The organism is Prevotella histicola (genome assembly GCF_055385135.1).
Map to the genome: position 1 here is coordinate 531,662 of NZ_AP043794.1, position 26,421 is coordinate 558,082.

The following is a 26,421-nucleotide window of genomic DNA, read 5'->3' on the forward strand; positions in this document are numbered from 1 at the left end:
TCTTCGATATAGTCACAGCACGCCCCATAGGGCTTTTTGTGACCTTATCAATGATTCTAGAGCTCGCCTTTGATTTGTTAATGCAAAGGTAGGATGTTGTAAGGAATAGTGCAATACCTAGAAGTTGGGAAAAAGCCTCACCCCTCTGCCCCTCTCCAAAGGGGAGAGGGGGTGGTATGCTTGATGTCTTTCGTAGTTGTTACGCCAGTTCGGGATAAGGATTTGCTTAGAAAAGTTCCAATTGCCTAGTCTTTTCAATGCGCACGGGAAGTGCCTCGGGCTTATTCTCGAAGAAACAATATGCAGCCAATGCCGCACAGAGATTCATGAGAAAGTTATGTACGGAGCGATGGCGTGAATGGACAAGGTTGGCCTTGTTCTTGAGCAGTTCGTTGATGCATTCTATTATATATCGCTTGCGCAGCATCATCTTGTCCCACAAGGGCATAAGCTTGTTTTTCATGTTTGATTTGAGCCCGTGAACGAGATGGATGCCTTGGTTGAAGAGGTTCTCAAAGAACTCTTGATTGATGTAGCCCTTATCGGCAAATACTTTGCCGTAGAGCACCTTGGTGAAGACCTGCCACACCCTAGGGTCCCTGTCGTCCACGTTTGCGGGAGTTAGGCAGAACGTGAGTACATCGCTCATCTCGTTGCACAGCAGATGAAGCTTGAAACCATGACACCACCCCCATCGTTCCCTTTCCGTTCTTGGCAAGTCCATCAAACACCTTGTTGGATTTCCTCCTCATGTTGTGGCATACGGGAACCATCGTACTGTCCACAAAACTAATGCCCGTGCACTTTCCAAAACCTTGGATGCGCATGAAGGCCATCAGGTCGAAGAACACGCGGGGCATGAGTTCCACGAAACGCGTGTAGGACACGGCCTTAGGGAAGTAACTTGCCAGATGCTCCTTGATGAAGAAGAGGTAATAGTGCTTGAAGTTGCGGAAAGAGCCAAAATGGTAGCACAGCAGGATGGTCATAATTTCGCTCTTGGACATCTGCCCTTTGCGGTTTCGCATGCGCTTATATCCCTCGTCTATGGGGGCGATATGTAGGTTTTTAGTTAACTCGGCATCTAAATTCTTGCAGAACTCATCCAATATACAAAATATTTCTGTAACTTTGTCTGTGGTAATCATCGCTATACATATTTGTAAGTTGTTGATTTTCAGACATAAAGTTGCAAAGCAATGGCGAGATTACCAACTTTTTAGGGAATTTTCTTATCCCGAACTGGCATAAGGTTATTTCCTGCTTCTTATTCTCTTCCTCCCAACAATGAAGAAAGGCATCTTCTGCAATGCAAAAGATGCCTTATGGTTCGTCAGACGGTGCCCTAAGGATAGGGACTTATCTGCTTTTTGCTTAGCTTTTATGTACCTATGGCGTCATCGGATACACCCTTTAAGACTTAATGTTCCCAAGGATTATAGCCTTCATCAGCAAGGTCGAACCAGCCCGGTTTGGCTCCTACGCCGTCTTCTGGGTCTCCTTCGTGAATAGGACGTTGGTCGGTTGTACCGTCACCGTCATTGTCTACCTGTGAGAACTGTATGAGAAGTGAGCGTTCTACACCTATCTCCATCTCCTCTGTTATGGGTGTTACATATATCTTTTTCATGACTGTTCCTCCTTATTTGATCATTATTTTCTTGTGGTTAACAACATAGATTCCTCGTGGTAAGACGCCCATCTGTGATGCATCATCAGCCACTTTCTGTCCCTGCAGGTTATAGACAGCACCATGAGCAGGAGCCTCTGTGCCCTCGATGTGTAAGCCTTCGATGGCTGTCGTACTGCCCTGCAGCTCACCATCAATGGTGAAAGTGAGTGGTTTGGCAGGACTTGCCGCATTCACATTCGTTGCTATCCAGCATCTAAAGCCCTTCACTGGGAGTGCATTTGCGGTGTGATACCACTTTCCATCCTTAGCTCCCAGCACGTAAGAGTGGGCAGGAATGATGGTGGTTGTCTGATTAATCTGTGTTCCACAGAACTGAATATCACCCGAAACGGTTGTCGTCTGGTGTGCATTCTCTCGGAAGATGGGGGAAGGAACAGTAGGAAGGACAACATTATTAATGGTGTAATAAGGTGCCTGAACCGTCACTTGCGACCCGTCATTCAGCCTTTTCGAATAGCTACCCGCCTCAACATTCGCATTACGAGTAGTCTGCATGATATAGAGTTTGCAGGGTTCTATTACCGTAGCATCGTTATTTGAGAGGTCGACTTTCTCAAAATCAATACGTGAAGGGATGGCTGTATCCTGTCCTTTCAGTCGTGCCAGCTTTGCCTGTTCACCAAAGGCTGTCTTGAACTGAGCAGCAGTAAGCGACACGGGAAGTGTGATAGAGCTCCACAATCCCGTCTTGATAGTGCGCTTTAAGATAAGAGTATAGGCATTTGTTGGTACAAGAGCCTGCTTGGTAAGATAGTCGAGTGAGGTCTGCATCTCATCCAATACCATATCATTATCACCACAATACTTCAGCTGGAAGTTATCAAAAGCTGTCCAATCGAGTTCCTTATCAGAGCCTGAAACCTTGATTCCGATATTCAATTCGTCACCATCAGCAGGGACATAGACGAGGATTGCGTTGTTATATATACCCGTTTCAAAGCGTTTAGCAGCCTTGATGTAAGGGCTTTCAGTCCCTACATCAACCGCTTTATACGTCTTTGTCAGTTCTTCTTTGGTGTAGTTGAACTCCTTTCCAAAGACATTCAAATCATTAGAAACCACTGAACGACCATCGGAAGAGCCTGTAACATTAGCGAAAATACTTGCTTTCAGATTGCTTCCAGCACCTGGACTGTAGAAACCATCGCATGAAACACGATACCAACCCTTCTTCAATACGTTCACTTTCTGCGTTACGGAGCCATTTGCATGGGCGTTATTACCCAGGTTTCGGATAGATGCTATCCAGTAACTTCCGTACTGTCGGGTGTATTTATCAGGCCAAGCGTTCATCTGACCCATACCAACGTAATACGTATTAGGCTGTGCTTGATTGAAAGCATACTTCGTTGAGAGGTAATCTTGCTGCAAACCAGACACTACCCACTTACCTATTCCTTTGTGACTGCGCATGAAATCAGGGTCAGTCAGTAGGAAAGTAGCATCGGCAGGAGCCTCTGACGAAGCAAATTGAGCCTTGAAAGCGTCTTTAAGGTCCTGTAGTGTGATGAATTTCCATTGTGCATTGGCACCGTAAGAGGTTGGGTCTGTAGGATAAATGAAGCTCAATCGGTTGGAACCTGACGCTGTTGGATCAACAACAAGATAACGATTGCCATGCACAATGGCTGGTGTTGCATCGTTTTTGCAGTATAAAGTATAGGTCTTACTGCCCGAACTTGTTTCTTTAATGGTCCAATCAATATAGGCATTGGTGCTTATTCGGTCGCAGAACACCCTATCCCAGCTTGATTGTTTATCAGGTACTACATCTCCAGCGAGTACATGTGGGAATCCCAACATGTGTCCATCGTCCGTTTCGAGGACGCCTTCTATGTGATATGTATCGGCTGAAATCTTCGTTAACTTTAGTCTCATACCAACGTTATAGGCTGAGATACTGGTTCCCCAGATAGACCCAACGTTCAGGTATTTGCCTGTTCCGACATTGTACAAGTACACTGCATTCATGTCAGCATTGCTGTTTCCAATCACTGTTGACAGTTCATTACCCACCCATTTGTAGTTGGCATCCTGTCCTTGTGCCATAGAACGCGTTGAGCATAGTAATAGAATCATTACTGGCAAAATGAAAAATAGGTTTATTTTCCTCATCATAAAATAGTTTATTTAGTTAATATTCGTTTTGATTTGTACATAGATTGAGGGGCATAAGGGATGCTTCCATCCGCCTATATAGGCTTATATGCTACTCGGTTTGTATGCTGTTGCCTCTGTTTCCTCGCTCTGTCCTCATCAGATGGGGCGTGATAGCGATGCAGTTTGGGCTGGAGGCAGGAGGCTGACAAACAGGGTTAAAACGATAAAGAGAGAGGAAAACACGCCCGAGGCGTGCTCTTCTCTCTCTTATCATATCATCATTTCAGTAGTGGTGCACCAACTCTCTTGTCCATACGGCGCAGGATTAGCTTGTGATTCTCCAAGTCAATGATCAGTGCAAGGGCTGTTTTCTTACCGTCAGCACCGGCAAAAGCCGTTGAAGTCCAGTACATTCCCTGTGTGTTAAAGAAAGGACTTACAACCTGATGGGGTGTCTCGAGCTGTGTGGTTCCACTCCTATAAAGGAAGTCATAATAGCCTCTTGCTGGGAGGAATATCCTTTTTGTATTGCTATTGATCCCTGGTGTACGTTCATTATCAGCGTAAGATCTGTTCAGAGGGACGGTTGCCAAGTCGGTTGTCTCGGTCTTTTTGCGGTAATCAATCATTGGTCCTCCATAGGCTTTTGTCGGTCCGAAGTCTGTGAAATGTGATGCTGGTCTACCCGTTTTCTGCCTTAATGCTTCCAAAGTATCGAACCATACGCCACCATTATACAGATGATGATGGATGACATACATCTTTCCCATGTCTATGATAGGTGTCCCCTGCCATGCAAGCCACATGGCTCCGTTTGCCGTCATGGCATCCTTTGCGCTGCGTGTAGCGACATTTTGATAAACATTTGTGTTTGCTCCAGGTGTGGCATTGTACCATCTGGCATCTGAATCAGCATCAGGGAAGCCTTCAGTCTGCGTCACTGGGTCTTTAACAGGGAGCAGAAGCTGCTTGTCTTCATGTCCTTTCCAGAAGTATTCACCCACAGGTGCATCCCAAGTGTAGTAATCATCCCTTGAGAAATCAGCCAGTTTGATGTCGTGTTCAAGGTGACATGTCTTGCCTTCTTCCAACTTTAGCTTCTTATATATCTTCCGATAATATCCGCAACCATTGGTAGCTTGGTCAACAAGTGCGTAGTCTATCTTGACATTTGTGTATTCCCCCGGTGGCAGAACGATGATGATTCCGTTCTTTGTCACGTCTGCTGATGCTGGGATGGGTAAGCTTTCGCTGGGTGTTCTGCTGACCAACTGATTTCTCTCAAAGCGTTGCTTATAGTACCATATAGTTGTCTTCCGTGTGTCATTCGTGACGGTTGACACGGGACGGTCAGGTGCATTGTACTTCAATCCGTTGTCATCAAACTTGAAAGTACCGTTGATAAGCTGGTCAGCTTGTACGAAAACTGCCACTACACCAACGTCAGTTGAGAACTGATGTACTGAACTGTAGGGGTTCAGAACGAGGTAAGAGGCTTTGTGGGTGAGGTTGAAAGTGTATTTACGGTCAGCCGTCTTCGTTGCTACAGCCACACCACAGTCGCCATATTCGCCTATCTTTCTGGCGTCATTCGGTGCATCCTGAATCTGCTCTTTGGCAAAAACCACCTCATCAGCCTTGGTTGATTTCGAACCTGTATAGCGCACATTATAAGTGTTTGCAGACAGGTTCTCATTGAAAAAGAACTTCGTTCGTTCCACCTTGTCTGCTGCTGTGAGGTCGCTACGGTCGTTCTTCACGAGGTCGGTGCCGCCCGTTGTGCTCTTGTTCACCCATATATGGTCGTCTCCTGTCCAATAGAACTTAACGTGATTGGGGTCGGTTCCCGAACCGTTCACATATTCTCCTGCCGTGCGCGTTGGCGCATCTCCAACGGAGAATTCCGTCATATTAGCTGGCGACTGCTGCACTTTACCTGTTGTCTCTGCATCCTCTGACGAGCAGGCAGCAAGTCCAACAACAGTCAGAAACAGAAGGAATACTCTGTTTATAAGTCTTTTCATCGTGTTGTAAAATCGTTTTTTAGTGACCGTATCGTAGTTTATTTCAGTACAATCAGGTCGTGTTAGTTAATATCCTCGCCCTCTTCTGCATCAGAATTGTTCTGATCATAGGCGTTGTTATGCCCTGCTCCGAATTCCGTTGAGCCAGCCATCAATGACCATTCGGCATCTAAAGCCATCACCGAACATGACGGTGTGACATAGCGATGGCGTGCTGTATGCAACTCATCCAGCAGGATTCCATTTGATAATTTATGCTTTTGCATTCTTTTTTATTGGTTATATAGTCTTTGCTATCGGGTTTAATTTCGTTTCCTTGTCCTCCTCTTACGGAATGGGTAAGCCTCTATGGCTATGCATCTTACGTATAAGTGGCGGTGCAAAGTTATGAATATTTTTCTTATAAAAAAAAGTTTAATTAACAAAACTCCCGTGGTTTGATAAATATTAACAATGGTTTCAGCAGACTTTTCGCCTCCTTTGGAGAGGCTTAATGAAACCATTTCCATACTTCCTCTGCACCTCTCAATACCGACTAAAGCACCCGTAAAAGCCTGAACACAACCCCGGCACAGCCTCTCCCCCGACCCCTCTCCGAAGGGAGAGGGGCGTAATAAGCGGGATTCCCCTTGGGTTTTAGAGGCATTACACGGTTGTTGATAGCCTATTAAGTTTGATTTTAAAGATTGAAAGATAAATGACTTGCAAGCTATTAGCCATTCATTTTAACTCTAAATCTTACTACTTTAAAAATTAAAACACCAAACTTTGAGTTTAATTCTTCCTCTTTCCTTATTTTATCCTTCCATTTTCTATATGCTTCAAAGCATTCATTTGAACTATAAACCGTAGACTTCCAAGAATTAAACACAGAACTTTAAGCCCAATTTCTTCATCCTTCTATTTCCCCAACACCCAGCATTACGTATCCCGCCAGGTACATCCCCTCCCCCTGGAGGGGCTTGGGGAGGCCGTATTTTGGCGGTCGCCTTCCTTCTGAGTTCCGCCCTTCTTTGTCAATTTCTTTCCTTCTTACTTTTCAATCTACACCCTTTTGCGTTGTAAAAGACGTCCTTTTGCACTTCAAAAGATGCCCTTTTACACATCAAAACATGCCCTTTTACAATGCAAAAGGGCACCTTTCACAACCCTCTTTGTAACCTATTGATTCCTTGATGGTTACAAAGGCGGTTTTTATTGATTATAGTTGGAAAAGGAAGAAAATTGGGTTTACAGAATGTAAGGATATTTCGTGGTACTTATTATGTCCATCGGGGGATGATCGGCAGGGGTATTCGGTAGCTATAGGAGGGACGATTCGTGGGCAGTATGTGCTCACTTCAAAGTTACTCTGTGCTCACTTCACACTCAGTCTGCGCCCATATCGTTGTCAGTCTATTCCAGCTCCACAGTCACTCTGTTCCCACTCCTCATCGGATCCTACGGAGAAAGGCAACGGAAGCAGTGCCTTATACCTTATTATATATAGCCTTTTCAGGCGCATTTCGGCGTCTATTGCCAAGACTATTGTATTGACTATCCTACGTTTTCTTGACTTCGCCTTCGCAAGATAGTACCTTTGCAATGTCAATAGGGAGGAAAGGGGAAACTGACGGATGCGCCTATGGCAATCAGCCCCTGCCCGTTGATTGCTTTGTAAACTAAACTTCATCATCATTATGCAACACATAAACTACGAAGAACAGCTCTCTGAACACTTCACAGTGGGTGAGATGCTACGGTCGGGGACTGCCATAAGACTACGGATAAAGAACCTTCCGGGGTGTGATCCCTGCCAGCCGGGACTGTCGGAACAGACCGTTATCAGCAACTTGCAAGCCCTTTGTACAAAGGTTTTGGAGCCTTTGCGACGACAAATTGGGAAGGTTATTGTGACAAGTGGCTATCGTTGTACGGCGCTGAACCGTGCTCTTGAAGGCTCGGAGCAGTCGCAACACCTCTCGGGAGAGGCTGCTGACATCTACGTTTCGGGGCGACAGATGTGCCAGAAGTACGTCAATATTCTTCAACATACCGACTTCGACCAGATGATTCTCGAACCTCTCGACAGTCATTTGAAACGATGGATACATATCAGCCATCGACGAAACGGGGAGAATAGACACCAGATTATCGGTGATATATAATCATTGTGTTATATATATATGTATTCATTTCTTTATTTATTTACATTTTTAAATCTTTAATTTTATGTCAATCAATTATCGTTTGTACCAAGACAATCGTAAGAACAGTAAGAAAAAGGGGCATTGGTACGCCCGTACTGTAGTGACTAACTGCGTTGATATCAAGGCACTTGCAGCCCGCATCAGCAACAGCTGTACGGTGACTGAGCCTGACATCCTGGCTGTTATCTCGGCACTTGTGACTGAAATGAACTACGCGCTGACGCAGGGCAGCAAGGTGAAAGTCGACGGATTGGGAACTTTCCGTGTGGGAATCCATTCGCATGGGGTGGAGAAAGCCGACGACTTCAATGTTCAGAAGGATATCTTCAGTCCTCATGTGCTCTTCCTTCCAGCGTCAATGAAGGTCGGAACGAACAAGCGTGTGGCAACGTTACTCAGCAATCTGAAGCTGCAGGAGGCGGAGAAATACGTCGGTGCACCGAAGAAAGGGAAGAAGAAGGCGGCTGAAGGGGGCGCAGAAGGTACTCCCGGCGCTGGCGGAAGTGAGACGCACAACCCTTAATCAGTTCTTTAATGTCTAACCGTCTGTCGTCATCTGCCCCTTAACGGTGGGCGCATCTCATTGAAAATGATGACTTCACACAAACACATCACTCACCTTTGGGGCGGATGGGACAGACATTAATCATGCTTTAAATTATGAAACAATCAACTTGGAAACTCATTCTGCAAATCGCTGTGACGGTTATCACTGCCATCGCAACCTCTCTGGGTGTCACTTCTTGTAGGTAGACACGAAGGGAAAGGCGCCCCCCCATCGGCTCGCACACCGCACTTAACGCTCCGAAGGATAGTACACTGTGGCTCATGCGTACGCAGATGACACAGTAATCATGATAAAAAAACCTCTAAAACAAAACCCGTCTTGGGGTTAGACAGTCGTTAGTAATCTCTTATTAAAGATTAATTAGGCTGCCATAGGGTATTGACTATCAAGTGATTGCAAAGCCATCGCACGACAAATGAGTAGGTTTCAGCCGACTTCTAAGGAACATTCTTCCGACAATCAAGTAAGGTGTGTGCGACAAAAAGGGAGGGTCTTTCCCACCTATTGCGACAGATTGGGAGGTAGAGGGCGACAAATAGGGAGGTAATCTCGTGTTTTGTTCGTTTTATTTTACAAAACATTCATTTTCTCTTTGTCTTTCTCTCACTTCTCAATCTTTGTTTTCTGTATTACAATCTTTTGTGTACTTCATAACCATCTGTACCCTAATGGGTTATAAACCACTACGACAAATTAGTAGTATTGTTTCCTTATAGCATTCCATCTATATGCGACAAATATGGAGTTTGCTGAAAATAACGAAACTTTACACTTTTTTGTCGCCATTTATATATATATATATTCCCATGTTTATAGGAATAAATGTTTTTCCTTCTGTCCCCCAAAAGATTCCGTACAGCCCATCTTAACCTCCCATTTTCTTGTCATACACATTATAAATATGTATATTTGCATACAGAAATAAAAGCCAACTGATCATGAAAAAAGGAACGCCTGAGTAACCTTTTGCTTGTTAACGCTCAACGAAGTATTGTTTTCGTCCAAGGAAAACAAATTATAATCGATGCTGATGCTGCCCTTTTAATGATACAGATGTTACCCTTTTAATGATGCTGACACTGCCCTTTTAATATGGAGTAGGGACCCATCGCATCAATGAAGCAATGTGCAAGAATGCAGATAAGTTCCCTTCAGACTGTATTTTTGCTCTTAGAAAGGAGAGAATAGAGACTTTGCGGTAGAATAATTCGTCCACAAATCTTCCATCTAACATAGCTCCCTACCAAAATATTTACCAAGAAAGAACTCTATATATTGGGAATAATCCTAAAAAGAAAGAATGCGATAGCTGTTACATTTGCAACTGGGGAGTCTATCAGAAACGTACGGAAGTTAAAACGGGAACTATGATATTAACATCAAGGAAGGGCATATTTCCTAACTTTCCTGTCACTTCTGTCACACGTTATGGGGCTGTAAAGGGTTAAAACAGAGGTGATTAAGAGAAGTGTTAAAAGTGACAGCAAATGAAAACGAAACTATTTTAGGGAGTTATGGGGCTTCTATGGGGGGCTTTTTCTAGGGAATCCTAGGTTTCTTTCTGGGACCCCTAGGCTTTATACTTGTGTTCCTAGGTCCTTAGTTCTAGGGTGACTAGGGGTTAATCTAGAGCTCCTAGGGAGTTTATTCTAGGGGTCTTAGGGTTAATCTTGGATTCCTAGGCTTTTTGTTCTAGGGCTCCTAGGTCTCTTCTAGAACCCCCTTAGGTTTTAGTTCTTTTGTGAGTACAGGGCACAAGGATTATCATTGTTTGCTCATCTGAGGACTATATCCTTTCTTATGGGCAAACGGACAGGTCTTATGAGCCGACGGACAGGGATGGCAAAGCCCCCAAATAGTCAATAGTTTAAAGCTTTTTGATTCCTAACAGTTCTGCTTTTTTTGATGGATAATTCCTAATTATTCAACGTCTAAATAGCTTGTTTTCAGTAAAAAGATGGCTAAATGATTTGGAATATATCGAAAATAATTCATAACTTTGCACTCAGAAAGTTGAAATAATTACAAGAAACATATTCAATACGTATCCTACTGATTATCAATAGTCAGTATCGAAGCGTCGAAAAGGACATATACGTAAAAACATTAATATATAAATACAAAAACATTATGAAAGAAAAGTTTATTTGCACCGTTTGCGGTTACATCTATGAAGGTACTGAAGCACCAGAGGAGTGCCCACTTTGTCATGCTAAAGCAAACAAGTTCAAGGCTTTCAAGAGTGTAGAACTGAAGGGTACTAAGACTGAGCAGAACCTCAAGAATGCTTTCGCTGGAGAGAGCCAGGCACACACAAAATACCTCTATTATGCTTCAAAAGCAAAGAAAGATGGTTATGAGCAGATTGCTGCTTTGTTTGAGGAGACAGCAATCAACGAGCGTGAGCACGCTAAGCTTTGGTTCAAGTACTTGCACGATGGTGGTATTCCAACAACAACAGATAACCTCGCTGACGCTGCAGCAGGTGAGAACTATGAGTGGACAGACATGTACGCTAAGATGGCTGAAGAGGCTCAGGAGGAAGGCTTCACAGGTATTGCTGCTAAGTTCCGCAAGGTTGGTCAGGTAGAGAAACACCACGAGGAGCGTTATCGCAAGCTGTTGAAGAACATCAATGACAAGGTTGTTTTCTCACGTGATGGTGATTCAATCTGGCAGTGTCGTAACTGTGGTCACATCGAGATCGGCAAGAATGCTCCTAAGATCTGCCCAACATGTAACCACCCAGAGAGCTTCTTCCAGCTCCAGGAGAACAACTTCTAAGGTTGTAAAAACATTATAAGACCGTTGACATGGGTGTTGGTTCCCATGCGATAGCTACAACAACGGATATAAGGTAAGTGCCGGAGGCGTCATGCTTTCGGCACTTTTTTCGTTTGGTTTGCGGTGATGTACTACTTGTTTACATGCTCATCAAGACACAAAACAAGCTGCAGTCTTGCCCTATTGGGAATTGTTTACCGCTAATAAACACGGAGTTCGAGCATGAGAAGACCGTATTATTCAGCCTCATCGGCAAACATTTACTGTCTTCCCAAGCTACTTTTGCATTCTACAGAAGAGCTTCTGACACCTGAAAACCGGCTGAGAAATCCAATCAATGACGGATAAAAGCATCACGAATGAGCCCTGTGTCTCCCCCACCCCATTGTCTATTACCCGACAATAGGGAGCAGAATGATACAGGGCTCACGCTATATGATAAGTTGTTCTTACGCCTTCAGCTGTTCAGCCATGCTGGCTGCGGCACGCCGACCATCGCCCATTGCGAGGATAACGGTGGCACCACCACGTACGATATCACCTCCAGCGTATATCTCGGGACGGGAACTCTGCATGTTGTCATTGACAACAATGGTGTTCTTTCTGCCCAGTTCCAATCCTTCAACAGACTTAGGAACGAGCGGATTGGGCGATACTCCAACAGCAACGATGACCTGATCACAGTCCACGGTGATGGTCTTTCCCGTCTCAACAGGGCGTCTCCGACCGCTTGCGTCAGGTTCTCCGAGTTCCATTACATCCAATACTGCAGCACAGACGCGTCCGTTTTCATCCGCTTTATACTCCTTCGGATTGTGCAATGTCAGGAAGTTGATACCCTCTTCCTTGGCATGTTTCACCTCCTCAAGGCGTGCCGGCATCTCCGCTTCAGACCTTCTGTAGACCAGAGTGACGTCAGCACCGAGTCGTTTTGCCGTACGACAAGAGTCCATTGCAGTGTTACCACCACCGATGACGAGCACCTTCTTACCTATTATAATAGGTGTATCCGTATCCGGATTGGCTGCATCCATGAGGTTAACACGTGTAAGATACTCGTTACTTGATAGGATATTGATGGCGTTTTCGCCCGGAATACCCATGAAATTAGGCAATCCTGCACCCGAACCAACGAAGATTCCTTTGAAACCCTTTGCCTTCAGCTCATCGATAGAGATAGTTTTACCAATGATGGTATCAGTCTGGAAGTGTACACCAAGCCGACGAAGATTATCTATTTCAACATCAACAATCTTGTTAGGGAGGCGGAATTCAGGGATACCATACTTCAGAACGCCACCTATCTCATGCAGTGCTTCGAAGACATACACCTCATATCCACGCTTCACCATGTCTCCTGCGAAGCTCAAACCAGATGGTCCTGAACCCACAACAGCCACCTTGATGCCGTTGGATGGTGCTACTTCAGGCAGTGCAACCTGCCCACTCTCGCGCTCATAGTCGGCTGCGAAGCGTTCCAGATAGCCGATAGCGACAGCTGGCGACTTCATTTTAAGATGTATACAACGGCTCTCACACTGTTTCTCCTGTGGACAAACGCGTCCGCAAACGGCTGGCAGAGCTGATGTTTCCTTAAGAACGCGCGCTGCTTCCAGGAAGTTTCCACGTTCGATATTCTTGATAAACTTTGGTATTTGGATGTTTACCGGACAACCTTCTACGCACGATGGCTTCTTACAGTCAAGACATCTCTTTGCCTCTTGCATAGCCATCTCGGGTGTCAAGCCGATGTTTACCTCCTCCAAACGGGTCTTGGCACGATATTCAGCATCCAGTTCCGGCATCTTAACACGTGGGATTGCCACTCTCTCCTTGGGCTTCAACGCCTCGGGTTCAGTCTCATTGACGGCAGCAGCAACACCCTCCGACGCCTTCTTATCAGATCCCAGAGCACATTCCTCACCGTCTTTCTTCCCCTGATCGGCAGCAGCGTGTCCTGGTTCTGCAGCCCTGTTAGCCAGTGATTCCTCGTTCTTGAATGTCCCCATGCGCTTGAACATCTCGTCCCAATCCACCTGATCACCGTTGAATTCAGGACCATCAATGCAGACGAAGCGCGTCTTTCCGCCTATCGTCAGTCGACAAGCGCCGCACATTCCCGTACCATCCACCATGATGGTGTTCAATGACACGTCGTTAGGAATACCGTATTTCTTTGCCAGCAATGACGTGAATTTCATCATCACAGGAGGTCCTATCGCCAGCACTTTGTCCACATGTTCGCGCTGAATAACCTTCTCTACGCCCACCGTGACAACCCCTTTCTCGCCGTATGAGCCGTCATCGGTCATGATGATCACCTCATCCGAATACTCCTTCACGTCATCCACCATGATAACCAGCTCCTTCGTCCTACCCGCAAGGACGGATATCACTCTGTTGCCAGCCTTCTTCAGTGCCGTGAGGATGGGGAGAATGGCAGCAATACCGATACCACCACCGGCGCAGACCACCGTTCCGTAGTTCTCAATATGTGACGGAGTACCGAGCGGACCAACGATATCAGCCACCTCATCACCCACCTTCAGGTCGCAGAGCTTCGTTGATGAACGCCCCACCTCCTGTATAACCATTGTCAGTGTGCCCCTCTCCGGGTCAGCTTTAGCAATGGTATACGGCACACGTTCACTGTTTTTATCAACGCGTACGATGATGAAATTGCCTGCACGGCAGCTCCTTGCGATGAGAGGTGCTTCCACTTCAATGCAGAAAACCTTCTCCGAAAACTGTTTCTTGCTGATAATCTTGTTCATGATATACTGTTGTTTTTTATCCGACAGACCCCACGTCGTGCCCCTTTCGGTATGAGGAAAGATGGCGGAATACTGTCTTTGTGATATGTTAGTATGATGATTTGTTATTTGTTGAGCCCTTGTTCTAAGCTCTGTAGGTTTTCGTAGTAATAAACAGATGTGTAGAATCCACTTCGGGATTAGCAAATGAAAAGCCCTCTGTCCGTACCCCTCCACTTATCAGGAGAGGACGGCAGAGGGTTTTATTCTTAGTCCATCTTGTCGTCGAGCATCTCGAATCCGCAATAAGGAACAAGCACCTTCGGCACACGGATGCCCTCTGGCGTCTGGTTGTTCTCAATGATTGCGGCAACGATACGTGGCAAAGCAAGCGCCGAACCGTTAAGAGTATGGCAGAGTTCAATCTTCTTATCCTCTGCATGACGGTACCGACAGTGCAGACGATTCGCCTGATAGCTCTCGAAGTTTGAAACACTTGACACCTCCAACCAGCGTTCCTGGGCTGCACTCCACACCTCAAAGTCGTAGCAGATGGCTGATGTAAAGCTCATGTCACCACCACAAAGGCGCAGGATATGATAAGGCAATTCCAGCTTCTTCAGCAGTCCTTCAACATGGTTGAGCATCTCATCAAGTGATGCATAGGAATGCTCTGGCTTGTCAATGCGTACGATCTCAACCTTATCAAACTGATGCAGACGATTCAATCCACGTACATCCTTACCGTAACTACCAGCCTCACGACGGAAACAAGCCGAATAAGCGCAACGCTTGATAGGCAGATCCTTCTCGTCAAGAATCTCATCCCGGAAGATATTCGTCACCGGAACCTCAGCCGTAGGGATAAGATAGAGGTCGTCAAGGTTGGCATGATACATCTGACCTTCCTTGTCTGGAAGCTGTCCAGTGCCCAGTCCTGAGTCCTGATTAACCACCAATGGCGGCTGCACCTCCAGATAACCGCTCTTGCGAGCCTCGTCAAGGAAGAATGCTTCCAGTGCTCTTTGGAAGCGAGCCATCTTACCAATGTATAGCGGGAAGCCTGCTCCGGTGATCTTAACACCGAGGTCGAAGTCAACAAGATTGAACTTCTTCAGCAAGTCCCAGTGGCATTGTGCGTCAGCAGGGAGGTTCGGTTTCTCGCCACCTTCCTTCACAACGACGTTGTCACTGGCGTCTTTTCCCTCCGGAACATCATCGTTCGGAACGTTAGGAATGGTCAGCAGCACCTCCGTCATCTCCCTTTGCGCCGTCTCCATGATCTCATGTAGCGCCTTGTCAGCCGACTTCAGCTCAGCCACCTTCTCCTTTATATCGTTAGCTTCGTTGGTCTTTCCTTCTTTCATCAGCCCTCCTATCTGCTTCGAAAGTTGGTTCTGCTGCTGCTTGTTTGTATCAAGCTTCTGCTGAGTCTCACGACGCAGACGGTCATATTCCAGTACTTTCTCAACTGCCTCACGTGCCCCATTGAAGTGTTTCTTCTCCAATCCTTTGATTACACGTTCGGTCTCTTCACTGATGAGCTTTAATGTAAGCATAATAATTTCCTTTATAATTTTGATTCTGAGAGCAAAGTTACGAAAAAAATCGATAACACGATAAAATAGCAAAAGAAAACCGTTCCATGGAAAAATTATTATCTTTCCCGCCGTTTCTTGCCCCCCTGAAGGGCATAAAACCCAACAACTTGACGGCATGACACATAACAAATCATCCATCATAAAATATATCCTGACACATAAACACGCCCTTAAGCCGTGCGCTTAGCAAACAATTCACATCTTAAAGAACATACGTTTACGAATTGAAAAACCGTTGGGCTGCATGCTAAATAAACAGGTTTTACGAATTGAAAAGCCATTGGGCTACATGCTAAACGAACAGGTTCTACGAGTCAAAAAACCGACAAACCAGGCATTAAAAAACGCAAGTTTACGAGTTGAAAAACCGACAAACCAGGCATTAAAAACCCAAGTTCACGAATTGAATACCCCATTTTTTCTAACGACTTCTGTCCCTTCAACAACTCAAACAGCTCCAAAACCTTTACCCCTCATTAGGAAACACGTATCCCGACAGGCACATCCCCTCCTTCGAAGAGCTGTGGTCAACCGTCTTCTATCCCCCCCGTTTCCTCTCACATCCCCTCCTTTCGGAGGGGCTTGGGGAGGCTTTTTTTGTCAATTTCTTTCCTTCTTCCTTTCCCATCTACGCCCTTTTGCCTTCTAAAAGACGCCCTTTTGCATCGTAAAAGGGCATCTTTTGCAGTGTAAAAGGGCATGTTTTACAACGCAAAAGGGCACCTTTTACGACCCCATCCGTAACCCCTTGATAATCCAATGGTTACAAACCCGAAAATCAACCACAATCCACCCAAACCAGAACAAACAGGGTTAAGATTATGTAAGGATAATTCATACACTCCTCTTCACCCCCTCCCCTTGTCCCATTTCATCCTATCCCCTGTCTCATTCCACCCTTTCTCCTGTTCCCTTCCACTCCCTCCCCTATCTCATCACCCCCTATCACTCCCTCCAACCACCAGAAAACGTAACCCACAAAGCCCCTAAAACAAAACGACTGCACACTCCGAAGAGTCTGCAGTCGCTGATATTATCTTGTTCCTAATAGCAGGAACGCATCTGTTTATTCCTTGATTGGGAGAACATTGTAACCAAAGCCAGGATTAGTAAAATACTGTGCGTGTCTTTGTATCTCCAAATCATCATCAGATGTAGCAAAAGCATGGATGCTATAATAAGCCCATGAAACATTATTATTTAACTTAAATGCCTTCTCACTTGTCCAATAATACCCATAACCAGCATTAGAGAAGACAGGCGTATTATAGGCAGAACCACCCTCAGGGTTCAAACATCCCATACGCAAGGCTGCTCTTCTACGATCGGAAGTCAGCTTAGAGAAGTCTGCAGATCTTGGAACATGGAAGCCAGCAGGGCTTGGGTCATAAATCGTTTTGGTGAATGGACCAGAATAAGCTGTAGTGTGTGTATAATCACTTTCAAACGTTTTAGCCTCTGCATCCCAAAGGTTCACATACGTACGTTGTTCATTTGGATCATTATTCCAGTTAAAATAATCAGCCCAGAACAGTTTTCCATCAGGCATTGCACCAAAATGATTATTAAAACGACGGTAGTTACCCATAACCATAGGATGACTTGCAGCATACGTTAAGCTAATACCTACGTTATGTCCCCAGGGAGAAGAGGTAAAGCCAGTAGCCGCTGTCAATGGGTCTTTACGTCCCCACTGGAAGTACATTGCGCGTCCTTGAGCCTGCTCAACATGCGGTTTCTGAGTAAATACAACAGATGACGTCTTACCAGAACGTGGCTGTTTAAATGTTATTCTAATCTCACGATTCTCTGAATAGGTGGTACGCTTCCAGCTTGAAGGAATGAAACCGATTGGCTCATGCAGGAAGGTTTGTGACTGAACGTCGGCTACGTCAGAACCAGTTACCCATATATGCCAGCTCCAAACAATCGTTGAACCCTGCTTTACAGCTATGATAGCGTTACCGGTCTCAATGTTATTCTTATCAACTTCGAAGCTAACATAACCCGTCCTGCCCTGTCCTGAGACGGTAACATTCTTGATCATGCCAGTCTTACTCTGCCAGATTACTTCAGCACCATTTATGGTTCGTTCAATATATGAATAATTAATAGGACCGATACCATCTTTGAATTGTCCCAATGTCATGTCATTTGCGCCACCATCCTGTGTATGATTCCAGAAAGAAGCAGCGACATCATGACCGTCCACACGGCTGCTACCATAGTATAATGGGAACTTATAAGTACCTGGAGCAGAGACGATATAACAGTTAGCAGTGTTCTGTTTGCCATTGATCATAGAGAGGTCTTTGTTCGTTTCAGGCGTAGCTGACTTCAACTGAGCATTTCTATAAGCAACGAAATCAGCCTTATAGTCATCCTTAAAGGTCAACTTATTTGCTTCAGCACTTGTACCTCCGTTGCCAGAAGTCTTAAGGATTGCAGTTGCCAAAGCAGGTAAGGTTGTCCCAGCATCGTGCCAACCTTTCTCTGATTCACTTGCACTGTAAGTTCCTTCACGTGTCTCATACTTCGCAATCTGCCATGCTTCTGCCTTGTCACGGTCGGTCCCTGTATAGCCTTTCAAGTGGCTATAGCTGGTTACAGTGAATGGAAGGTCGAACTGGTTGTACTCTCTTTCTGTTCCGTTTGTTGGTGTAACGGTCAGGATAAAGTCACGGTCAGAGAGGTCTTTAGAGTTTGAAATGGTGTAAGTCTTTGTGGTTCCTTCAGCCCAAACCTTACCCGTTCCACCGATTTTTCCTTCCCAATACTTACCACTTGCAAAGGTAATCTTCACCTTAGCATCGTCTGGAAGGGTCTGAGGAATCATGAAGAACGTACCATCACCGCCGTTCATCACCGTTCCAGGGTTCTGTGCAGTAGAGAAAGTAGGGTTCAACGTAAGCGTATAGCTCTTCTTTGTTGTGCCAAGAGTCCATGTCTTGGTAGCGAGATCGTATGTTCCTTCACCGTAAACGTTCTGGATTTCGATCTTCTGTACCTGCTGGTTATAAGAGAGGTCGTTACCTATCTTAAACTGGATAGCCGTTGTGGCGTGTGTGAACTGCAATGGAACAGGTGTGCTAACATAAGTGTCGTAAGCCATATCAGCGGTCTTTGCCACCATGAGGTCAGCCTGTTGCTTCACGTCACTCTTAGGACTGAACTTGATAACAGGGCTCTGTGATGCACTGTAAGTAGCTGGACTGATCTGCTGGTCAGCGTCCTGTGCAGCTGGATAAACGGCATAGAACTTCAGCGTTGAAGCCTCTGACTTGCGCCACTTCTTAGGTGTTACCATCGTTCCGTTGGCATTCACCTTCTCATTATATATATAGTCAGGTGACACTCCACCGTTCTTACATGCGAAAACAGTGAACTGTCCGTCGATAGAAGTCTTCATCGTACCACGTGTAGCAGGGCTTTGCTGCACAGGATTAACACCCTCAACGGTGCTCTCCTCAAGCACAAAACCTTTGGCATCAGCACCTTGCAGTGCTACAGTGTGGTTCTCATAAACCTCAGGAGCTTTGGTCTTAGGCAGTGAAGCATCAGACCTGTCCTGCACATCGCTCATGTTGAACGTGATACCATCAGTTGGTTTCTGTGGGTCCTGGGCAGTGTCTACATCGCTACATGCCACAAGGAAGCTGGATGTCAGGGCTGTTAAGCCTAACATCATACGTGTGAATAAGTTTCTTGAATTCATTTTTTGTTAGTCGTTTTCTTAATGCTTGTTAGTAACTCTCCTACTTACTTATGGCTGTGGTGTGCTGGTATCGCTACCTGATGCATCATAAGTGTCGCCATCTAAGTCCTCTTCTCCACCATCTACACGCGGAGTTACGGATGGGTTAAAGGTCGGATTTGTTCCTGAACCTGCCATGATGATAGCCTCACATGGCACATTAAACTCCCTCATTGAGGGTGCTACATACTTTTTTCTCATATCAAATAATTATTAAATAAGTTATCTCTTTACAAATAGAATACAATAGAAATTCTTTTATTTTTAAGTGGCTTGCACTGCTAAGTAGCTGAAAACTTACACATTACGTGGATAATTCGGTGCAAAATTACTACTATTTTTACATCTACAAAACTAATAAATGTTAAATCTTTAAGGGCGTATATTAATTTTAACAAATGCCATTTAATTTCCGTAACATTATGTAACAGAAATCATTAGCCTAATAATAAGGAAAAGAAAAAAGTATATATAGAATAAAGAACGGTGCATATTTTTTTATTATCTTTGCAAAATAACAAACTGATACATTATGACGAGAACAAACAAAGTACTGCTAATCTATACTGGAGGAACCATAGGTATGGGTCATAATAAGGTGACAGGAGCACTGGAACCACTTGACTTTAACCACCTTGTTGACAACGTTCCTGAGTTCAGACTGATACCAACTGAAGTGGACACTTACCAGTTTGACCCTCCAATAGACTCTTCTGACATGACGCCACAACGGTGGGCACAGCTCGTGAACATCGTCTCTGAACGCTATGATGACTATGACGGATTCGTAATCCTGCATGGTACGGACACCATGGCATTCACTGCTTCGGCGCTATCGTTTATGTTTGAGAACCTCACCAAGCCTATTATCCTCACGGGATCACAGCTTCCTATCGGACAGTTGCGCACGGATGGGAAGGAAAACCTCATGACAAGCCTCGAACTTGCATCTGCTCATCATGCCGATGGGACGCCAATGGTACCGGAGGTGTGCATCTATTTCAGTGGACATCTGCTGCGTGGCAACCGTTCAACGAAGCAGAATGCAGATGAATTCAATGCCTTCGACTCGTTCAACTATCCGCATCTCTGTGAGGCTGGAGTGAACTTTACCTTTGACGAACACCGTATTCTGAAGCCCGACTATACACGTCCGATGATTCCACATACGGATCTTAACGCGAATGTGGTTATCTTTTCGCTCTTCCCAGGCATTGAAGATGACATCGTGAAGCATGTCATTGACGCTCCGGAACTGCGTAGTATCGTCATGAGATCATACGGAAGTGGGAACGCACCACAGAAGCCTTGGCTGATGAACATGCTCAAAGAGGCATCACGCAGGGGTATTGTCGTGGTGAATATCAGCCAATGTATCAGCGGACAGGTTGAGATGAGCCGTTACGATACGGGTTATCAGCTGAAGGATGCAGGTGTTATCAGTGGTTACGATAGCACGGTAGAGGCTGCTGTTACGAAGCTTATGTATCTTCAGGCACTCTATGATGACCCTGAAACCATACGCCAATACATGAAAAAAGCCATCGCTGGGGAGATAACAATCTCTGGGGAAAAATAAAAAGAAGTCTTAGGGAAATTAGAAAGAAGCCCTAAAGGAAAGAGAAAAAAGCCTCAGGGGAAAGTAAAAAGGTGAAATAGTAAAAGGGCAAAGGGCTGTGCTTAGCATTCAAGCCAACACCTTAAGAAACACAATCTGTTAACTTGTAAACCCATAAACACATCAAAAAAGACAGAAAAAAACAAACGGGCACATCAGTAAACTGGTGCGCCCGTCTTAGTTATAGTGGCCATTTAGAGTCAAATAGTTTTAAATGTGTATCGGTTTTACACAAGAAAAAAATAACTCACTGTACTATTAATACAACTATAGATATATTAATACGTACCCGAAAAGCATTAAAATCTTTCTTTTAACATTAATAAAACTTTTGTATCAATAATGGACAACTTCCTTATGGGTACTTCTCCCGTTCGTACTTTGCAGCATATGCCCTCTGCATACCTTATTCATTAAGGGGACGGAAGGGGTGTTGGAAGTAGACGGAAAGGGTAATAAACACGCTGAAGCAATTGGGTTTCGGCATTGTTCAATGGTATTACTGATCACAACCAAGCCACACGAAAAACAATTTCAGCACCGTCTGATGCACGATTCACCATCATCCGACACAGCATCAGGGGTTGTTTCGCAAGTGAAAGGATGGGATATAAGTAGCGAAGTGCTAATTTTTGACAAAAAAGATGGTGTTATTTAACACTCAACCCACCCGATTTTAACAAACAAATTGGATATCTTTGTTAAGTATACTATATTCTTTTAACAATCATGACAGTAAATTTTAACTTCGAAGCAACCACCTTTTAACAAATATGAGGGGTCGTTTTAACATGAAAACTACCCACTCTTCATAAACAAGGCTGTAGCTTTTGAAATGAAATTCAGCACACACTGACAAACGAAACCATGGGGCTGGATATGAGAACCATCTCCTCCTGATAAAGAAAACGATAGGGATAAACAGGGAGGTCAGCACGCTCTCATAAACAATACAGTAAGGTTTAATATAAAAACCACGCTTTCTTGCTCAACAATACTGTAGGCTTTAATAGGAAAAGGCACGCTATCTGACTGATAAAACGGCTGGCTTTAACAGGAAAAGGCACGCTATCTGACCAACAGGACGGTGTGATTAAAACAAGCTGGGGGCTGTATTTACAACATAAGACATGCTGCTTCAGCGGAAAGGATAGCATGACAGTGCAAGCCTGCTGCGCACCTTTACGATATGTCTGATGCTTCTTAAACGGTAAAAAAGAATGGAAGCCAGAGGTATAGTATATCCTCTGACTCCCATAACTATCGTTTTTCCGTGGTAATTCTTCTCCCTTCAACGATGAAAGGGCAAGGGGGAGAGTCACATTTCGAGAACTGAAGGGGACCGTTTCCATATCCCCGTGCACTCTCCCCGATTACCTTTTATTTTGCATATACAGGACGAATGCTGTACATACTCCACTTAGGATTGTTCGTACTACGGCTTCCGCTGACTGTTCCAGGGAAGAAACAACCGTTCGTCATATAGTAAGCTGAGAAGGCTGTTGCCAATCTGTAGTCGCATGACTTGCCGTCAGATGTCCAGTAAAGAGCCTGAGAACTTGGACGCTGGAGGCGTGGTGCACCGTCATTATACTCGGTGTATGCACCTGCACATGGCAGGAATACGCCCTTGTCGATATCCTCTTTTGTGAAGTGCTTCATACGTGTACAGTTTGCTTTTCTGTAGTCTCCAACGTAGATAGCATTCGTTTGATTGGTTCTACCGATAACTCTTCCGTTCTTATCAAGTACCTTTCCCTTGAGATGCTCAGGTACTGTAGGATCGAAGAGCACACCTACTACAACGTTTCCATTGTCAATATAGTATCCCAGATACTCTCCTGTCTTCGCCATCAGCTTACGGAAATCGTTCGTTGTAGGCAACTTCCAGTCACCCTTTGATGCATAATAAGCAAGGTCACCATAGCAGTCGTTCAGCTGCTGACCCTGGATATTACCCGTATAAGTTGAGTAATAACGCATTGCATCATGGCTATAGTTGTGCGCATAAGCGATGTTTCCCCAACGGAAGTGGTCGAAAGCAACACAATTGAACGCACGTGGGAGGAACTCTGGATAGAGATTGAATGGGTCATTGTTCGTATAGAAGTAGTCCCAAGCATTCTTTGCGAGGCGATAACCTTCTACCCAACCATTCTGATGTTCTGTTGGTTCGTACTGAAGATTGTACTTTCCCCACTTCACACCGTCTATTGGAATGAATGGATCAGGGTCTTTTACAGTGATGGTGTAAGGATAATACTTCGCTTTCTCGTAGTTATACTCCTGCTCCATAGTAGCGTGGAATGTTATTCCACTCTTGGTCTGGATGATAAAGCTGGCTCTGAGATGCGCATCAGGTAGCAACGCAATGTCGAAATACTCAAGTGGCTTGTCTGCTGTAACAGTCATTTCGCCCTTGTTTGTATAGGTAATCTGACCTGTTGAGAGGTTAAAGTCACCGTCAGTATAGATGTTCTTGATCGTTACCTGTGTCATATCCTTAATGGGTTTACCATTAAAGATAATGTTCAAGCGAATAAAACAGTACTGCTTATTCAACGTAAAGTCTTCCCATGCACTGTGTCCGTCACTCTGGATATTCTTCAGTTTACCCCATATGTAGTCGAAGTACTTGAAGTTTGCTATCGTTCCGTTCTGATGTCCAGTAACAGGTTTACCATTAACGAGAATGGTATTCTCTTTCAAACCAAGCGGAACAATACCCATAGGAGTCTCCTTCGTGTTATAACGGAACGGATAGAAGAGCGCCAATTCATCGCCTTCTTTCCAATGGATATCACCTTTGAACTTAGTATAAATACTGTCGTCTGTAGCCGTCAAATAGTCATAACCCTCTGGATTTGTAATGTTATAAGCTATGAGTCGGTCGCCAGCCGTCCACTTATTACGACTTGAAATGTTCACGTCCGTACGTGTTTGTGGACCTTCTTTAGGGGTAAGCGTGAATGCACGAGTAGATGATGTCTCTGGGTTTATCACCTGAGATTGTTCATTGTTCACCTCGGTTGAACATGCTGCCAAGCCGAGAACTGCCAGGCTAATTAGGGCTGAGTAGATAGTCTTAATGGTCATGTTTTAGAATTTAATTAATTAAACATATAGTTAATTCTCTTCATTTTCGTTTTCATCTTGATCATCCTCATAATCAAAAGGATTAGTCTTGGCATGATGACCACCACCGCCACCACCAGTTCCAGGGGTAAATCCACCATTATTGCCACCACCGGTACTAGTCAATAGTGCACACTCCGTTTCAACTTTCGTACATTCAATGTACGGTTTCAAATACTTTTTAATTTCCATTTGAGTAACTTTATGGTTTTAATCTTTTGAATTATATCTCAATTTGTATGGTAGAATGATTATCGTTACTTGTCACATGTCGGTCGTTATACGACTTTATTAGTGGTAAGTGGCATACAATAGGAGTTATTACCTTCTTGTTTTGATCATTCCGTCACCTCGTTTCTTTCTTGCCTTGCCCCTTTTCATATTTTACAAGGGATGAGCTGGCATGGTGACTAAGACCAGTCGTCTTCGTTTCTTTGGGTTACATGAGTAATCACGGTGCAAAGGTAAGTAATAATTATACATGGAGTTTTAAATTTACTTATAAAATTTATTAATTAACATTGCGCACAAAAGCGTATAAAAATGTAATAGTTTCATAAGCGTTACACTATTAAAACTTCATTAAAACTCATATCCGACATATCGTAATTGTGGGTAAACTGACAACCACGTGGGATGCTTTCAGGTCATAACAACTCGTCTTCCATAGCTCAACCCTCTCTCTCCTCTCCAACCGAAGGGGGTATGGGAGTAATACTTTTTCCCTATTTTATTTTTATTTCATTTGCTGTCACTTTTGCCTTTTCGGATAACTCTCTCATCAACAACCCTCTCCAGAACACAAAAAGGTGACAGGAGTGACAGGAAAAACAAAGAATGAGATTTTATTTGACAAGACATTGAGCTGACAAGTAGACGAATTTTGAGTTGACAAGCAAATGAATTGCGTTCCATAAGATACAAGTTTACGAATTGACAACTCAACGACTTGCACGTCACAGAACACAAATTCTCAACCTGACAAGTAAGCAACTTGTGTTTTCTATGAACCGAATTACCTGCCATAGGATATATGTCATCGAATTGACAACCGACCGACTTACCTGCCACAAAATACAAGTCGTCGACTTAACAAGCAACCAACTTATGTGTCCAGGAGAACAAGTTATGTGTTATCGGATACAAGTTCTCGAGTCAACAAGCAACCAACTTATGTGTTCAATAGACCAACTTACCTACCACAGAACACGAGTCATCAACTTAACAAGCAACCGAACTATCTGCCAAATGCCATCGCCCTGCCCACTAACCTTCAAAGTTTCGAGCATTAAACATTAGACTTTGATCCATTTTCCTTCCCCTTTCCTTTATCCCAACATCCAACATCAGATCCCCACCAGGCACATCCCCACCACTCGAAGAACGTGTACAAGCCAACAACAACAGACTCCCAACCACACCCAATTTGTACATCCCCTCCTCCGGAGGGGCTTGGGGAGGCTCCCCCTTTGGGCTTGGGGAGGCCCCTCCTCTCCATCCTTCTTCCTCCTATTATATGTAAATTCTTTTCTCAACCCTCCTTTCTTGTCGTCCAATGGCGCAACATTCCCTGCACAAAACCCTCCCTTTTTGTCAACGCTTTAGTACTGTAAATAATGTAAAATACTAATTATCAACAGTATATATACTTTTATTTACAAAATAAAAGTCCATGAAAAATCAGCGCATTCACCCCTACTCCACTTTAGATAACTAAAGATTGCGGAGAGAAAAAGCGTAAAAATTATGTATTTTGTCTACTTTCTTCATCTAATAAGCCAACTCCTTCCCTATCCGTCGCACCTAAACTCCCAACATGTCGCACCATACCCCCTAACACTTACCATTCTGTCGCACCATACTTACCTATCTGTCGCACCATACTTACTAATATGTCGTCGCTAACTTCCCATTGTGTCGTTAGTCGTCTGTGTAACTTTCTGAACTTAAAAGAGTTACATCCTCCTAAATAATATCTTATAAAGATATACTAATGATAATCTAATCTGAAGAAGAATTTTTGTGTTTTAAGAGAGAAGAGATTCTCTTCTGTGTGGGATGATGACTTTAACTAAGAGGTTTTGGTGCGACCCTCCCTATTTGTCGCAGTTGTCTTTTGCGCTTCGTTTTTCCGTACGTTGTCGCTCCCTCTGCTATGGTGCTTATTGGTTTATGCGCCAGCGGGTTGCGCCATTGTCGATG

At 44.4% G+C, this 26,421-nt stretch carries 16 protein-coding genes and 2 pseudogenes; 7 read left to right on the top strand and 11 right to left on the bottom strand.

Going from position 1 to position 26,421, the window contains the following annotated elements:
* Positions 1–226: 226 nt before the first annotated feature.
* The 5 genes and pseudogenes from ACZ48L_RS10860 to ACZ48L_RS10880 all read right to left on the bottom strand — a co-directional run bounded on the left by ACZ48L_RS10860 (position 227) and on the right by ACZ48L_RS10880 (position 6,083).
* Positions 227–1,148, bottom strand: a pseudogene (locus tag ACZ48L_RS10860) (IS982 family transposase).
* A 272-nt stretch (positions 1,149–1,420) separates the two neighbouring features.
* Positions 1,421–1,630, bottom strand: coding sequence for a hypothetical protein (locus tag ACZ48L_RS10865; protein ID WP_025792904.1), 210 nt, complete (start codon positions 1,628–1,630; stop codon positions 1,421–1,423).
* Between the two features lie 12 nt (positions 1,631–1,642).
* Positions 1,643–3,742, bottom strand: a complete 2,100-nt coding sequence (locus ACZ48L_RS10870) for an adhesin (protein ID WP_148295468.1) — start codon at positions 3,740–3,742, stop codon at positions 1,643–1,645.
* 329 nt (positions 3,743–4,071) lie between these two features.
* Positions 4,072–5,817, bottom strand: coding sequence for a hypothetical protein (locus ACZ48L_RS10875; RefSeq protein WP_025792901.1), 1,746 nt, complete (start codon positions 5,815–5,817; stop codon positions 4,072–4,074).
* A gap of 62 nt (positions 5,818–5,879) precedes the next feature.
* Positions 5,880–6,083 carry a hypothetical protein gene (locus ACZ48L_RS10880; RefSeq protein WP_025792899.1) on the bottom strand — a complete coding sequence of 68 codons (204 nt, stop codon included), beginning with the start codon at positions 6,081–6,083 and terminating at the stop codon, positions 5,880–5,882.
* A gap of 909 nt (positions 6,084–6,992) precedes the next feature.
* Between ACZ48L_RS10880 and ACZ48L_RS10885 the strand changes: the two genes are divergently transcribed.
* The 6 genes and pseudogenes from ACZ48L_RS10885 (at position 6,993) to rbr (ending at position 11,358) form a co-directional block, all read left to right on the top strand.
* Positions 6,993–7,391, top strand: a complete 399-nt coding sequence (locus ACZ48L_RS10885) for a hypothetical protein (RefSeq protein WP_148295467.1) — start codon at positions 6,993–6,995, stop codon at positions 7,389–7,391.
* A gap of 105 nt (positions 7,392–7,496) precedes the next feature.
* Entirely contained in the window at positions 7,497–7,964 is a 468-nt protein-coding gene (locus ACZ48L_RS10890) for a D-Ala-D-Ala carboxypeptidase family metallohydrolase (RefSeq protein WP_008823801.1), read from the top strand.
* A 64-nt stretch (positions 7,965–8,028) separates the two neighbouring features.
* Complete coding sequence (locus ACZ48L_RS10895; RefSeq protein WP_008823800.1) at positions 8,029–8,529, top strand: HU family DNA-binding protein; 501 nt, start codon at positions 8,029–8,031, stop codon at positions 8,527–8,529.
* Between the two features lie 137 nt (positions 8,530–8,666).
* Positions 8,667–8,759 carry a smalltalk protein gene (locus ACZ48L_RS10900; protein ID WP_155815699.1) on the top strand — a complete coding sequence of 31 codons (93 nt, stop codon included), beginning with the start codon at positions 8,667–8,669 and terminating at the stop codon, positions 8,757–8,759.
* A gap of 918 nt (positions 8,760–9,677) precedes the next feature.
* Positions 9,678–9,776 (top strand): annotated as a pseudogene (locus tag ACZ48L_RS10905) (ORF6N domain-containing protein); the annotation flags it as partial.
* 928 nt (positions 9,777–10,704) lie between these two features.
* On the top strand, positions 10,705–11,358 hold the full coding sequence (gene rbr, locus ACZ48L_RS10910; RefSeq protein WP_025792895.1) for a rubrerythrin: 654 nt from the start codon (positions 10,705–10,707) through the stop codon (positions 11,356–11,358).
* A 449-nt stretch (positions 11,359–11,807) separates the two neighbouring features.
* On the opposite strand, the gene ACZ48L_RS10915 is transcribed toward rbr, so the two are convergent.
* The 4 genes from ACZ48L_RS10915 to ACZ48L_RS10930 form a co-directional block, all read right to left on the bottom strand.
* A complete protein-coding gene (locus ACZ48L_RS10915) occupies positions 11,808–14,132 on the bottom strand; it encodes a bifunctional dihydroorotate dehydrogenase B NAD binding subunit/NADPH-dependent glutamate synthase (protein WP_464722044.1) in 2,325 nt (774 codons plus the stop codon).
* A 248-nt stretch (positions 14,133–14,380) separates the two neighbouring features.
* Entirely contained in the window at positions 14,381–15,670 is a 1,290-nt protein-coding gene (gene serS, locus ACZ48L_RS10920) for a serine--tRNA ligase (RefSeq protein ID WP_025792893.1), read from the bottom strand.
* A gap of 1,108 nt (positions 15,671–16,778) precedes the next feature.
* The gene (locus tag ACZ48L_RS10925; RefSeq protein ID WP_025792892.1) at positions 16,779–19,427 is read right to left on the bottom strand and encodes a fimbrillin family protein; all 2,649 of its coding nucleotides are present in this window, start codon (positions 19,425–19,427) and stop codon (positions 16,779–16,781) included.
* Positions 19,428–19,475: 48 nt separating this feature from the next.
* Positions 19,476–19,667 carry a hypothetical protein gene (locus ACZ48L_RS10930; RefSeq protein WP_025792890.1) on the bottom strand — a complete coding sequence of 64 codons (192 nt, stop codon included), beginning with the start codon at positions 19,665–19,667 and terminating at the stop codon, positions 19,476–19,478.
* A gap of 331 nt (positions 19,668–19,998) precedes the next feature.
* On the opposite strand from ACZ48L_RS10930, the gene ACZ48L_RS10935 reads away from it, so the two are divergent.
* Positions 19,999–21,045, top strand: a complete 1,047-nt coding sequence (locus tag ACZ48L_RS10935; RefSeq protein ID WP_025792889.1) for a type I asparaginase — start codon at positions 19,999–20,001, stop codon at positions 21,043–21,045.
* A gap of 1,419 nt (positions 21,046–22,464) precedes the next feature.
* Here the strand turns inward: ACZ48L_RS10935 and ACZ48L_RS10940 are convergent.
* Both ACZ48L_RS10940 and ACZ48L_RS10945 read right to left on the bottom strand, forming a co-directional pair.
* Positions 22,465–24,180 carry a fimbrillin family protein gene (locus tag ACZ48L_RS10940; protein ID WP_464722045.1) on the bottom strand — a complete coding sequence of 572 codons (1,716 nt, stop codon included), beginning with the start codon at positions 24,178–24,180 and terminating at the stop codon, positions 22,465–22,467.
* Between the two features lie 30 nt (positions 24,181–24,210).
* Positions 24,211–24,393, bottom strand: a complete 183-nt coding sequence (locus ACZ48L_RS10945; RefSeq protein ID WP_148295466.1) for a hypothetical protein — start codon at positions 24,391–24,393, stop codon at positions 24,211–24,213.
* Between the last annotated feature and the right edge of the window lie 2,028 nt (positions 24,394–26,421).